The organism is Promicromonospora iranensis (genome assembly GCF_028994775.1).
Lineage (GTDB): Bacteria > Actinomycetota > Actinomycetes > Actinomycetales > Cellulomonadaceae > Promicromonospora > Promicromonospora iranensis_A.
Window position 1 is genome coordinate 47457 of the sequence record NZ_JAJQMN010000015.1, and the last position, 12278, is coordinate 59734.

The window sequence follows — 12278 nt, forward strand, 5'->3', positions numbered from 1 at the left end:
CTGACGCTCACTCACCGTGGACCTCCTTTCCGAACCGCTTGGACGGGGGCAGCTTCTCGCCGGGCAGCGGCGGCACCGGGAACCCGCCGGCGAAGGCGTCGACGGGCTCCTTGTCGGCGTCCGCGCCCGGTGGCGCTTCCTTCTTCTCGGGCCAGAACCACATGATCGCTATGAAGACGATGGCGCCCCCGACGATCCATGGGATGAAGTCCAGGAAGGTGACGCCCTGGATGCGCTGCAGCCACTGCACGACGGCGAGGACGACGACCCAGCCGAGCGCGACCGGGATGAGGACCTTCCAGCCGAACACCATGAACTGGTCGTAGCGCAGGCGCAGCAGCGTGCCGCGCACCCACACGAAGAAGAACATGACTCCCCAGAGCTTCACGAGGAACCAGAGGATGGGCAGCCAGCCCTCGTTGAGGGCGCCGCCGAGGAACCCGTCGGGCACCGGCGCCCGCCAGCCGCCCAGGAAGAGCGTGACGGCGACGGCGGAGACGTTGAGCATGTTGATGTACTCGGCCAGGAAGAACCAGGCGAACTTCATCGACGAGTACTCGGTCATGTAGCCGGAGACGAGCTCGCCCTCGGCCTCGGGCAGGTCGAACGGCAGACGGTTGGTCTCGCCGATCATCGAGATCACGTAGATCACGAACGCGGGAGCGAGCGGGATGAACCACCAGATCTGCGTCTGGCTGTCCACGATCTGCGACGTCGACATCGACCCCGCCATGATGAACACGCTCACCAGCGACAGGCCCATCGCGAGCTCGTAGCTGATCACCTGAGCCGTCGAGCGCACGGAGCCGAGCAGCGGGTAGGTGGAGCCGGAGGCCCACCCGCCCAGCACGATCCCGTAGACGCCGAGCGACGCCGCGGCCAGCACGTACAGGATCGCGACCGGGAAGTCGGTGAGCTGCGCCGGCGTCGTCCAGTCCGTCCACGGGAACGGCAGGCTCGGACCGAACGGGATGACGGCGAACACGAGCAGCGAGCAGAACACCGAGATCATCGGTGCCAGCAGGTACACGAACCGGTCGGCCCGCGTGACCGTCAGGTCCTCCTTGAGCAGGAGCTTCATGGCGTCCGCGAGCGACTGCAGCAGGCCGAACGGCCCGTGCCAGTTGGGGCCGGGGCGCACCTGCATGCGTGCGACGACCTTGCGCTCGAACCAGATCGCGAAGAGCACGCTGGTCAGGAGGAACACCACGATCAGCACGGCCTTCACGATGGAGGCCCAGATGGTCTCCTGCGAGAAGTCGGCGGTCACGCCGGGTGCGGCCGCGGCCAGGATCACCGGGTTCATCGAGCGTTTCCTTCCGTGCGTTCGGCCACCGTGACGGTGACGAGGTCGCCGGCCGCCGCGCCGAGCGTGTCGTGCACGCGGCAGCCCGCGCTGTTGAGCGGCAGCCACACCACGCCGTCGACCATGTCGTCGGTGATCACGGCGGGCGCCTCGATGGCACCGCGCTGCGTGCTGACGGCGACGCGGTCGCCGTCGGCCGCACCGAAGCCGGCCGCCGTGGCGGCGGACATGCGGACCACCGGCCGCTTCGCCGTGCCGGCGAGGAACTGCTCGCCGTCCTGGCCGCGCCCCGCGTCGAGCTGGAGCCGCCAGGTGGCGAGCACCGCCTGCCCCGGACCGATGGTGGGCGGCTCGGCCGGTGCGCCGGCCTCGACCGTCAGCCGGTCACCGGTCCAGGCGTTGCGCTGCGTCATGGCGATGGAGAGGTGCGCCTCGGTCGGCGACGCCGCCTGCAGGTCGACGTCGAAGTGCTGGGCCAGCACGTGCAGCACGCGGTGGTCGGGCAGTGCGCTCGACTCGAGCGCGGCGCCGAAGGACCGCACGCGGCCCTCCCAGTTCCAGTACGAGCCGGCACGCTCCACGGGCGGCGCGACGGGCAGCACGACGTCGGCCCGCTCGGTCACCTCGGAGGCACGTACCTCGAGGCTCACCACGAAGCCCGCCGCGTCGAGCGCCGCACGGGCAGCGGCCGGGTCGGGCAGGTCGGCGAGCTCGACGCCACCGACGATCGCGCCGCCCAGCGTGCCGTCCGCCAGCGCCGCGAGGATGCCTGCGGTGTCGCGGCCCGGGGTCTCCGGGACCTCGGCGCCCCAGGCCTGGGCGATCTCGGCGCGTGCGGCGGGGTCCGCCACCGGGCGGCCGCCCGGCAGCAGCCCGGGCAGCAGGCCCGCCTCGACGCCGCCGCGCTCACCCGCACGGCGCGGGATCCACGCGAGACGTGCGCCCGTCGCCTCCGCGAGGCCGAGGGCTGCCGCGTACGCACCGGGCGACCCGGCGAGGCGCTCGCCCACGAGGATCACGGCGCCCGGCTGGGCCAGGGCGCTGGTGTCGATGTCCGACGTCGGTGCGTCCGCCGGGGACAGACCGCCGCGAAGGGTGGTGGTCAGGCTGGTCAGCCACTCGGCCTCGGTCCCGGGCGCGGCCGGCAGCAACGTGCCGTTCATGCGGGTCAGGCCCCGCGTCGCGTAGGGGGCCACCGCGAAGACCTTCGTCCCGCCAGTCCTGCCACCCGCCCCGCCACCCAGGGCGCCCTTGCGCAGCCGCAGGAACGTGATGCCCGCCTCCTCCTCGGCCTCCAGGCCGACGAGCAGCACCGCGGGCGCCTGCTCGAGGTCGCCGAACGTCACGCCGACGCCCGAACCGGCCACCACGTGGGCCAGGAACTCGGCCTCCTCCGCGGAGTGCACGCGAGACCGCTGGTCGACGTCGTTGGTACCCAGCGCCGTACGGGCGAAGCGGGACCAGGCGAAGGCGTCCTCGGCGGTGAGCCGACCGCCGGGCAGCACGCCGACGCCGCCGGCCTGCCGGGCCTGCGTCAGGCCGGCCGCCGCGATCTCCAGCGCCTCGACCCAGGAGGCCGGGCGGAGCTCGCCGTTCTCCCGGACCAGCGGCGTGGTGATGCGGTCCGCCGCGGACTGCCAGGTGAAGGCGAAGCGGTCCTTGTCGGTGATCCACTCCTCGTTGACCACCGGGTCCTCGCCCGACAGCCGGCGCAGCACCTGGCCGCGGCGGTGGTCGATGCGGATCGCGGAGCCGCAGGAGTCGTGCTCGGCGATGCTCTCGGTGCTGACCAGGTCGAACGGCCGCGAGCGGAACCGGTAACCCGCGCCCGTGAGCGCACCCACCGGGCAGATCTGCACGGTGTTGCCGGAGTAGTAGGACGAGAACGGCCGGCCGGAGGTGTCGTTCGTGGCCTCACCGACCGGGCGGTCCACCGGGCCGACGGGCTCGCCCGCGAACCCGAGCACACCCTCGTCGAACCGGCCGATCTGCTGGTGCGCGCCGCGGTCCTGCAGCGCGATGAACGCGTCCCCGGCGATCTCCTCGCTGAACCGCGTGCAGCGCTGGCACAGCACGCAGCGCTCACGGTCGAGCAGGATCTGCGTGGAGAGCGCGATCGGCTTGGGGAACGTCCGCTTGACGTCGGTGAACCGCGAGTCCGCGCGGCCGTTCGACATCGCCTGGTTCTGCAGCGGGCACTCGCCACCCTTGTCGCACACCGGGCAGTCCAGCGGGTGGTTCATGAGCAGCAGCTCCATGACCCCCTGCTGCGCCTTGTCGGCGACCGCGGAGGTGTGCTGCGTCTTGACGATCATGCCGGGCGCGACGGTCATCGTGCAGGACGCCTGCGGCTTCGGCATGGGCCGGACGTTGCCCTCCCGGTCCGGCATGGACACCTCGACGAGGCACTGCCGGCAGGCGCCGGCGGGCGCCAGGAGCGGGTGGTCGCAGAACCGCGGGATCTGGATCCCCGCCTGCTCGGCGGCCCGGATGATCAGCGTGCCCTTGGGGACGCTGACCTCCGTGCCGTCGATCGTGAAGGTGACCAGCTCGACCGGCGCGGCCTCGCTGGTGGGGTTGTTCGTGGTGACGGTCATCAGTGACCTCCCGCGCCGGCGCCCGCGAGGGCACCCGGAGTCCGTGTCTTGGGGGTGTACGCGAAGAGTGCCGACGCGCTCGGGTCGAACGGGCAGCCGTGGCCGTCGATGTGCGCCTGGTACTCCTCGCGGAACAGCTGGACGCTGGAGGTGATCGGCGAGGTGGCGCCGTCACCCAGGGCGCAGAACGCTCGGCCGAGGATGTTGTCGCACAGGTCGAGCAGCAGGTCGAGATCGCTGTCCTGCCCCTCGCCGGCCTCGATGCGGTGCAGCACCTGCTTGAGCCAGTAGGTGCCCTCGCGGCACGGTGTGCACTTGCCGCACGACTCGTGCGCGTAGAAGTCGGTCCAGCGCGACACCGCACGGACGACGCACACCGTCTCGTCGAAGATCTGCAGCGCGCGCGTGCCGAGCATCGACCCGGCAGCGCCGACGGACTCGTAGTCGAGCGGGACGTCGAGGTGCTCGGCCGTGAAGATCGGCGTCGACGAACCGCCCGGGGTCCAGAACTTCAGCTCGTGCCCCTGGCGGACGCCGCCGGCCAGGTCGAGCAGCTCGCGCAGCGTGATGCCGAGCGGCGCCTCGTACTGGCCGGGCCGTGTCACGTGGCCCGACAGCGAGAACAGGCCGTGGCCCTGCGACTTCTCGGTGCCCATCGAGGAGAACCAGTCGGCGCCCTTGGCGACGATCGCGGGGACCGAGGCGATGGACTCCACGTTGTTCACGACGGTCGGCCGCGCGTACAGGCCGGCGACGGCCGGGAACGGCGGCTTGAGCCGCGGCTGGCCCCGCAGGCCCTCGAGCGAGTCGAGCAGCGCCGTCTCCTCACCGCAGATGTAGGCGCCGGCCCCGGCATGCACCGTGACGTCGAGGTTGTAGCCCGAGCCCAGGATGTTCTTGCCCAGGTAGCCCGCCTTGTACGCCTCCTCGACGGCGTTCAGCAGCCGGCGGTAGACGTGCAGCACCTCGCCGCGCACGTAGATGAACGCGTGGTCGCAGCCGATCGCGTAGCTCGTGATCGCCACGCCCTCGATCAGGTGCTGCGGGCTGGCGAGCATGAGCGGGATGTCCTTGCAGGTACCCGGCTCGGACTCGTCGGCGTTGACGACGAGGTAGCGCGGGCCGCCGTCGGGCGGAGGCAGGAAGCCCCACTTCATGCCCGTGGGGAAGCCTGCGCCGCCGCGGCCGCGGAGGCCGGAGTCCTTCACGGCCTGCACGAGGTCGGCGGGCTCCGTCTTCAGCGCCTTCTTGAGGCCTGCGTAGCCGCCGGCGCGCTCATAGGTCGCCAGGCGCCACGAGCGGTCCTTGTCCCACGTGTCGGTGAGAACCGGTGTGAGGGTCACTTCGCGTCCTCTCCGGGCTTCTTGTCCTTGCCGACCTGGGTGTCCGACGGCGTGGTGGGCCGGCGCTCCGCGCTCGACCCGGGCTCGCCCGTGATGGTCTCGCCCCGCCGGTCGGGCTCGGAGTCCGGACCGTCCGGCGCCGTCCAGCCGCGTTCGCGGGCGATCCGCAGGCCGGCGAGCGTCGGCTCGCCCGTGCCGGCGTCCTCGTCGGCGCGGCCGTCGTTGAACCCGGCCAGGACCCGGCTCATCTGCTTGAACGAGCACACCGACGCGGCTCCGCGCGTCGGGGCGACGTCCTCGCCGAGGCGCAGCTTGTCCGCGAGCGCCGTCGCCGTCTCGGGCGTCTGGTTGTCGAAGAACTCCCAGTTGACCATCACGACGGGCGCGTAGTCGCAGGCGGCGTTGCACTCGACGCGCTCGAGGGTGATCGCGCCGTCGTCGGTCGTCTCGTCGTGCCCGACACCGAGGTGCTCGCTCAGCTCGTCGAAGATCGCGTCGCCGCCCATCACCGCGCACAGCGTGTTCGTGCACACGCCGACGGTGTAGGTGCCGTTGGGGTGGCGCTTGTACTGGGTGTAGAAGGTGGCGACCGCCGAGACCTCCGCGGCGGTGATGCCGAGCATCTCGGCGCAGAACAGGATGCCGTCCCGGCTCACGTAGCCGTCGATCGACTGCACGAGGTGCAGCATCGGCAGCAGGCCGGACCGCGGGTTCGGGTAGCGCTCCATGATCGCCGTGGCGTCGGCGGTCAGCGCGGCCAGGGTGTCCGCGTCGTAGCGGGTCCTCGTCGCGGTCTCTACCGGATCTGCGGTCATCGGTCCACACCTCCCAGCACGGGGTCCAGCGACGCGACGGCGACGACGACGTCGGCCACCTGGCCGCCCTCGCACATCACGGACACGCCCTGGAGGTTGTTGAACGAGGGGTCGCGGAAGTGCGCGCGGTAGGGGCGGGTGCCGCCGTCGGACACGACGTGCACGCCCAGTTCCCCCCGCGGGTGCTCCACGGTCTGCCAGGCCTGGCCGACGGGGACGCGGAAGCCCTCGGTGACCAGCTTGAAGTGGTGGATCAGGGCCTCCATGGAGGTGCCCATGATCTTCTTGATGTGCTCCAGCGAGTTGCCCTGGCCGTCGCCGCCGACCGCGAGCTGAGCCGGCCAGGCGATCTTCTTGTCGGCCACCATGACCGGCTCGCCCTCGGTGCGGTCGAGCCGCTCCAGGGTCTGCTCGACGATCTTGAGGGACTGGTAGCACTCCTCGACGCGGAGCACCACGCGGTCGTAGCAGTCGGCGCCCTTCGAGGTGGGCACGTCGAAGTCGTACGTCTCGTAACCGCAGTACGGGTTGTCCTTGCGGACGTCGTACGGCAGGCCGGTGGAACGCAGCACCGGGCCGGTCACCGCGAGCGCCATGCACCCGGAGAGGTTGAGCACGCCGACCCCGGTCAGGCGCGCCTTGAAGATCGGGTTGGCGAGCATGAGGTCGCTCAGCTGCTTGAGGTAGCCGCGCACGTTCTTGAGCGCCGCGCGGGCCTGCGTGGTGAACCCTTCGGGCACGTCGATGGCGACGCCGCCGGGCCGGATGTACGCGTGGTTCATGCGCAGGCCGGTCACTGCCTCGAAGAGACGCAGGATCTCCTCACGAGCGGTGAACCCGACGGTCATCACGGTGGTGGCGCCCATCTCGTTGCCGCCGGTGCCGAGGCAGACCAGGTGGGAGGCGATCCGGTTGAGCTCCATCATCAGGACCCGGATCACGGAGGCACGCTCGGGCACGTCGTCGGTGACGCCGAGGAGCTTCTCCACCGCGAGGCAGTACGCGGCCTCCTGGAACAGGGGCGCCACGTAGTCCATGCGGGTGCAGAACGTGGTGCCCTGCGTCCACGTCCGGAACTCCATGTTCTTCTCGATGCCCGTGTGCAGGTAGCCGATGCCGGCGCGGGCCTCGGTGACGGTCTCGCCGTCGATCTCCAGCATCAAGCGCAGCACGCCGTGCGTGGACGGGTGCTGCGGACCCATGTTGACGACGATCCGCTCCTCGCCGATCGCCTCGCGCGCGATGTCGTCCCAGTCGCCGTCGCCGTACGCCTCGAAGGCGCGCACCGTGGACGCCATGTCCTCGTTCCCGGCGGGCCTGGTCGCATGCGGTGCGTGCGGCCGGTGGTCTGTCGGAGCGCTCATGAGTAGCTCCTCCTCGTGTCCGGCGGGGGCACCGTGGCCCCCTTGTACTCGACGGGGATGCCGCCGAGCGGGTAGTCCTTGCGCTGCGGGTGGCCCACCCAGTCGTCCGGCATCTCGATGCGGGTCAGGGCGGGGTGGCCGTCGAAGACGATGCCGAAGAAGTCGAAGGTCTCGCGCTCGTGCCAGTCGTTCGACGGGTACACGGACGTGGTCGACGGGATGTGCGGGTCGTCGTCGGGTGCCGCGACCTCCAGCCGCAGCCGGCGCGAGTGCGTGACCGAGGCCAGGTGGTAGACCGCGTGCAGCTCCCGGCCGGCGTCGTGCGGGTAGTGCACGCCGCTCACGCCGAGCGACAGCTCGAAGCGCAGGTCCTGGTCGTCGCGCAGCGCCTGGCAGACGGCGACGATGTGCTCGCGGGCGACGTCGATCGTCAGCTCCGCCTGCTGCGCCTCCGCGCTGTCGGCGCCGTGCAGGTCGACGACCACCTTCTCGATCGCCGCCTCGGGCGGCACGCCCGCCTCGGTCAGCACCTCGGTCAGCACGTCGACCACCTGGTCGAACCAGCTCCCGTACGGCCGGGCCGACGCCGCCGGCATCGCGATCGGGGTGATCAGACCGCCGTAGCCGGACGTGTCGCCCGAGCCGTCGGCGCCGAACATGCCGCGCTTCACCTCGACGATCTCCAGGGTGGAGGCGCCCTCGGGTGGCTGGACCGCGCCGGCCGCGACCTTCTGGTCCCCGCCTGGCGTGACGTCGCTCATCGCAGCAGACCCTTCATCTCGAAGGTGGGCGTGGCCTCCATGGCCGCGGCCTCCGCGGCACGTGCGGCCTCGATCCGGTTCACGCCGAGCGGCGCGTTCTGGATCTGGTCGTGCAGCCCGAGGATCGCGTTGATCAGCATCTCCGGCCGCGGTGGACAGCCGGGCAGGTAGATGTCGACCGGGATCACGTGGTCGACGCCCTGCACGATCGCGTAGTTGTTGAACATCCCGCCGGACGACGCGCAGACACCCATCGAGAGCACCCACTTGGGCTCGCTCATCTGGTCGTACACCTGGCGCACCACCGGGGCCATCTTCTGGCTCACCCGGCCCGCGACGATCATCAGGTCGGCCTGGCGCGGCGACGCACGGAACACCTCCATGCCGAACCGCGACAGGTCGAACCGCGACGCACCCGCCGCCATCATCTCGATGGCACAGCAGGCCAGGCCGAACGTGACCGGCCACACCGAAGCCTTGCGCAGGTACCCGGCGAGATCCTCGATCGTCGTCAGCAGGAAACCTGACGGCGCTTCCTCGACACCCATGTCCCCTCCTTGCTGCCGGGACCCGCCCGGCGTCGCTGCCCGGCACCGTCAGGCGCCGGGCATGAAAAGTCGCTTGCTCAGACCCAGTCGAAACCGCCGCGGCGCCACTCGTAGACGAACGGCACGGTGATCAACGCCAGGAACACCAGCATCGACACCAGCCCGAACGTCGCGAGCGTCGTGAAGTCCACGGCCCACGGGTAGAGGAAGACGACCTCGATGTCGAAGACGATGAATGTCATCGCCACCAGGTAGTACTTGATCGGCAGCCGCCCGCCGCCCACGGCGTGCGGCGTCGGCTCGATGCCGCACTCGTACGAGTCGAGCTTGGCGCGGTTGTACCGCTTGGGGCCGATGACGGCGCTCGCGGCGACACCACCGAGCGCCAGGACGGCCCCGATCGCCATGAGGATCAGGATCGGTACGTAGGGGTTCATGCTGTGCCCTTCGTGGACGACGTGCCTTCTCGATGCGTGATGCGCTGCGTGCGACGGCTCTGCGTGGGACTGCTCATGAGCGGGGGACCACCCTGGTCAGACCCGCGATGACGCGGTCGATCCAGTCGCCGCCCTGCGGCTCGTAGCAGTCGGACAGGAGCTTGAGCGTGAACTGCATGACTACCTTGCGGGGCAGCCCGTACCGGACGCAGAGCCGCATGATCTCGGGGTGCTCGATGAGCCGCACGAACCAACGGCCCAGCGTGTAGTAGCCACCGAGGTCCTCGCGCATACGGTCGGCGTAGGTACCGAGCGTGGCCTCCCGGGCCGCGTCGGTGCTCTTGTGGCGGGCCTGGCTGATCGCCTCGGCGGCGACCCGGCCGGCCTGCAGCCCGTAGGCGATGCCCTCGCCGTTGAACGGGCTCACCATGCCGGCGGAGTCGCCGGCCAGGAGCACACCGTCCGCGTACAGCGGGCCGCGGTTGTAGCCCATCGGCAGGGCCGCGCCACGGATCGGGCCGCGCTCCGGCTCGTGCACCAGGTCCCAGCCCTCCGGTGCGCTCTTGGCCAGCCAGGTCTCCATGAGGCGCCGGTAGTCGATACCCGCCGCCGACTGCCTGGCGGGGGTGGAGTGGACGCTGCCGAGGCCCACGTTCACCGTGCCGTCGCCGAGCGGGAAGATCCAGCCGTAGCCCGGGAGCAGGTCGCTCTTGCCGGGCTCGCCGTCCCACAGCTCGAGGTGGGACTCCATGAACGGGTCCTCGTGCCGCGGCGTGCGGTAGTAGGCGCGGACGGCGGTGCCCATGGGGCGGTCGTCGCGACGTTCACGGCCGATCGCGAGCGAGAAGCGGGAGCTGACGCCGTCGGCGGCCACCACCACGGGCGCGCGCAGCTCCGTGACCGGGCCGTCCGCGCGACCGCGTGCGTCGAGCGGCTGGGCGGTGACACCGACGACCCGCCCGTCGTCGTCGCGGAGCGGACCCGTGACCTTGGTGCGCTGGAGCAGCTTGGCGCCGCTGGCCTGCGCGTGCTGGGCCAGGGTGTGGTCCAGCGTCATCCGGGCGCGGGCCATGCCGTAGCCGGGGTAGGTCGTGAGGGCCGGCCAGTCCAGCTCGTAGGAGCGGCCGCCGCCGTGAACGCGCAGGCCGCGGTTGCGGATCCAGCCGTCCTCCTCGCGGGTGGGCACGCCCATGCGGACCAGCTCGGCCACGGCGCGCGGGGTCAGGCCGTCGCCGCAGATCTTGTCCCGCGGGAACTCGCCCTTCTCCAGCAGGAGCACGTCGAGACCCGCGGCAGCGCACCAGTGCGCGGTGGACGACCCGGCCGGGCCGGCGCCCACCACGATGACGTCCGCGTCGTCGCGTCTTGCAGTTCGCACGTTCACCCCCGTTGGGAACCCGCAGCCGGTCGGTGCTGACCTCGCTGTGCGGGGTTCGACTTGGACTCCTGACAAGCCCTTGTGAACCCTGTCACAACACCGACACCCTAGCCACACTTAGGGGGGATTGTGTAGGAAGGTTCCCCTTACTTTGCGGGCGGTGCCGCGCGCCAGGGCTCACGCCCCCGGAACAGGTCACGGGCCAGTGCGCGCCAGGGGATGATGAAGACGAACGGGACCGCGAACGAGAAGGCGAACAGGGTCTCGGAGACCTCCGGTGTGATGCCGCCGCTCCACAGCAGCGGCACCGCGACCACGAGCACCCAGATCGCCTTCCACAGCACCTCGAAGACCAGCATCGCGGCCATGCGCACCGGGGCGAAGAACCCGACGACCGAGAGCAGCTGCAGTGCGCACAGCACGGCGTCGAAGGTGCCCTCGATGAGGGGCCGGTCGGACCCGGACGTCAGCAGCCGTGGCCAGGCGACGAGAGCGAGCCCGACCACCATGAGCAGGTAGCAGCCACGCATCAGGTTGCGCCGCAGAGGTGTGATCGTGCCGGTCGTGGTCGCCGACCTGGTCGAAGTGTTCATGCGGCCACTCTTGTCCCGGCGCGCCCCCACCGGAATGATCTGCGGTGTCAGGATCCCTGATCCTGCGGGTCAGGAGTCCCCGAGGTCCCGACCCGAGGAGGGGCGTGGTGCGACGAGCGACGATCGCGGCCGGAATCGTCATCGGCCTGCTCACGTACGCGGAGCGGCACGGCGCCGACGCGGACGCCCTCGCCACGGCCTCGGGCCTGTCCCGCGAACGGCTGGACGACCCGGACGAACGCGTCCCGCTGCCACGCTACCTGGAGCTCGTGCGCCTGGCCGGCCTCGCCCTCGACGACGAGGCCCTCGCCCTCCACCTCGGAGCGGAGATAGCGATGGCCGACGTGTCGATAGTGGGTCTGATCATGGAGGCGGCCCCCGACATGGCCACCGCCCTGCGCCAGCTCCAGCGGTACGGACGGCTCGCGCTGGAGATCGACGAGGGTGACGACGGCCCCCGGTTCGAGGTCGAACGTGCCGGGGACCGGCTGCTGCTGGTCGAGCACCGGCCCCCGGGCCCCGGTTCCGAGCTCTCCGAGGAGGCGGTCGCCCGCCTGGTCTGCGGCCCCCGACGCTTCCTGGACCGGCCGCACGTGCTCCGCGTGGAGCTCACCAGAGAGACACCGGAGCATCCGGACGAGTACGAGCGCGTACTGGGCTGCCCTGTCCGGTTCGCCGCCCCGCGCACCGAGATCGAGCTCCACCCCGAGGTCGGCTCCTGGCCGGTGGCGCGGCACCCCCGCTACGTCTTCGGTGTGCTGCGGGAGAAGGGTGACGCGCTGCTGGCCCGGCGTCCGCCACCGGAGACCTTCCGCGAGCGCGTGGCGGACCTCGTGCGCACGGTGGTGCACGAGGGAGAGGTCAGCGCGGACGCCGTGGCCGCCCGGCTCCACTGCAGCCGCTCGACGCTGTTCCGCCGTCTCCGTGCCGAGGGCACCGGTTTCCGGCAGGTCGTCGACGACGTGCGCCGGGAGCTCGCGACCGCCTACCTGCGGGCAGGCCGGACGTCCGTGGGCGAGGTCGCCTACCTCGTCGGGTTCTCGGACGCCGCCTCCTTCTCGCGGACGTTCCGGCGCTGGACGGGGCAGCCGCCCGGACAGTTCCGGGAGGCCGCTGCCGTCGGCGCCGGATGACGG

At 71.2% G+C, this 12278-nt stretch carries 11 protein-coding genes; 1 reads left to right on the plus strand and 10 read right to left on the minus strand.

The genetic code is table 11. From position 1 onward, the window contains the following. Positions 1–7: 7 nt before the first annotated feature. From nuoH to LUU90_RS22845, 10 genes are all read right to left on the minus strand, one after another. Positions 8–1306: an NADH-quinone oxidoreductase subunit NuoH gene (gene nuoH / locus LUU90_RS22800; protein ID WP_275006249.1), complete on the minus strand. Its 1299-nt coding sequence runs from the start codon at positions 1304–1306 to the stop codon at positions 8–10. Next, positions 1303–3903, minus strand: a complete 2601-nt coding sequence (locus tag LUU90_RS22805) for an NADH-quinone oxidoreductase subunit G (protein ID WP_275006250.1) — start codon at positions 3901–3903, stop codon at positions 1303–1305. The genes nuoH and LUU90_RS22805 overlap by 4 nt, the downstream gene beginning before the upstream one ends. Beyond that, positions 3903–5246 (minus strand): NADH-quinone oxidoreductase subunit NuoF, encoded by a 1344-nt coding sequence (gene nuoF, locus LUU90_RS22810; protein ID WP_275006251.1) that lies wholly within the window; start codon positions 5244–5246, stop codon positions 3903–3905. Before nuoF ends, LUU90_RS22805 begins: the two co-directional genes overlap by 1 nt. Beyond that, positions 5243–6061 carry an NADH-quinone oxidoreductase subunit NuoE gene (nuoE, locus tag LUU90_RS22815; RefSeq protein WP_275006252.1) on the minus strand — a complete coding sequence of 273 codons (819 nt, stop codon included), beginning with the start codon at positions 6059–6061 and terminating at the stop codon, positions 5243–5245. Before nuoE ends, nuoF begins: the two co-directional genes overlap by 4 nt. Further along, complete coding sequence (locus LUU90_RS22820) at positions 6058–7359, minus strand: NADH-quinone oxidoreductase subunit D (protein WP_425596292.1); 1302 nt, start codon at positions 7357–7359, stop codon at positions 6058–6060. The genes nuoE and LUU90_RS22820 overlap by 4 nt, the downstream gene beginning before the upstream one ends. Before the next feature lie 62 nt (positions 7360–7421). After that, a complete protein-coding gene (locus tag LUU90_RS22825) occupies positions 7422–8186 on the minus strand; it encodes an NADH-quinone oxidoreductase subunit C (RefSeq protein WP_275006254.1) in 765 nt (254 codons plus the stop codon). Further along, positions 8183–8734: a NuoB/complex I 20 kDa subunit family protein gene (locus tag LUU90_RS22830; protein ID WP_275006255.1), complete on the minus strand. Its 552-nt coding sequence runs from the start codon at positions 8732–8734 to the stop codon at positions 8183–8185. Before LUU90_RS22830 ends, LUU90_RS22825 begins: the two co-directional genes overlap by 4 nt. Positions 8735–8811: 77 nt before the next feature. Continuing rightward, positions 8812–9171, minus strand: a complete 360-nt coding sequence (locus LUU90_RS22835) for an NADH-quinone oxidoreductase subunit A (RefSeq protein ID WP_275006256.1) — start codon at positions 9169–9171, stop codon at positions 8812–8814. A gap of 73 nt (positions 9172–9244) precedes the next feature. Then, on the minus strand, positions 9245–10549 hold the full coding sequence (locus LUU90_RS22840; protein ID WP_275006257.1) for a geranylgeranyl reductase family protein: 1305 nt from the start codon (positions 10547–10549) through the stop codon (positions 9245–9247). Between the two features lie 146 nt (positions 10550–10695). Continuing rightward, entirely contained in the window at positions 10696–11142 is a 447-nt protein-coding gene (locus tag LUU90_RS22845) for a hypothetical protein (protein ID WP_275006258.1), read from the minus strand. Positions 11143–11249: 107 nt separating this feature from the next. On the opposite strand from LUU90_RS22845, the gene LUU90_RS22850 reads away from it, so the two are divergent. Further along, the gene (locus tag LUU90_RS22850; RefSeq protein ID WP_275006259.1) at positions 11250–12275 is read left to right on the plus strand and encodes an AraC family transcriptional regulator; all 1026 of its coding nucleotides are present in this window, start codon (positions 11250–11252) and stop codon (positions 12273–12275) included. The last annotated feature ends 3 nt before the right edge of the window (positions 12276–12278 follow it).

Excerpts from the sequence above, each read along its gene's own strand:
- LUU90_RS22820 (WP_425596292.1), bottom strand. The coding sequence starts at position 7,359 with ATGGCGTCCACGGTGCGCGCCTTCGAGGCGTACGGCGACGGCGACTGG.
- LUU90_RS22835 (WP_275006256.1), bottom strand. The coding sequence starts at position 9,171 with ATGAACCCCTACGTACCGATCCTGATCCTCATGGCGATCGGGGCCGTC.
- nuoE (WP_275006252.1), bottom strand. The coding sequence starts at position 6,061 with ATGACCGCAGATCCGGTAGAGACCGCGACGAGGACCCGCTACGACGCG.
- LUU90_RS22805 (WP_275006250.1), bottom strand. The coding sequence starts at position 3,903 with ATGACCGTCACCACGAACAACCCCACCAGCGAGGCCGCGCCGGTCGAG.
- LUU90_RS22825 (WP_275006254.1), bottom strand. The coding sequence starts at position 8,186 with ATGAGCGACGTCACGCCAGGCGGGGACCAGAAGGTCGCGGCCGGCGCG.
- LUU90_RS22830 (WP_275006255.1), bottom strand. The coding sequence starts at position 8,734 with ATGGGTGTCGAGGAAGCGCCGTCAGGTTTCCTGCTGACGACGATCGAG.
- LUU90_RS22845 (WP_275006258.1), bottom strand. The coding sequence starts at position 11,142 with ATGAACACTTCGACCAGGTCGGCGACCACGACCGGCACGATCACACCT.
- nuoH (WP_275006249.1), bottom strand. The coding sequence starts at position 1,306 with ATGAACCCGGTGATCCTGGCCGCGGCCGCACCCGGCGTGACCGCCGAC.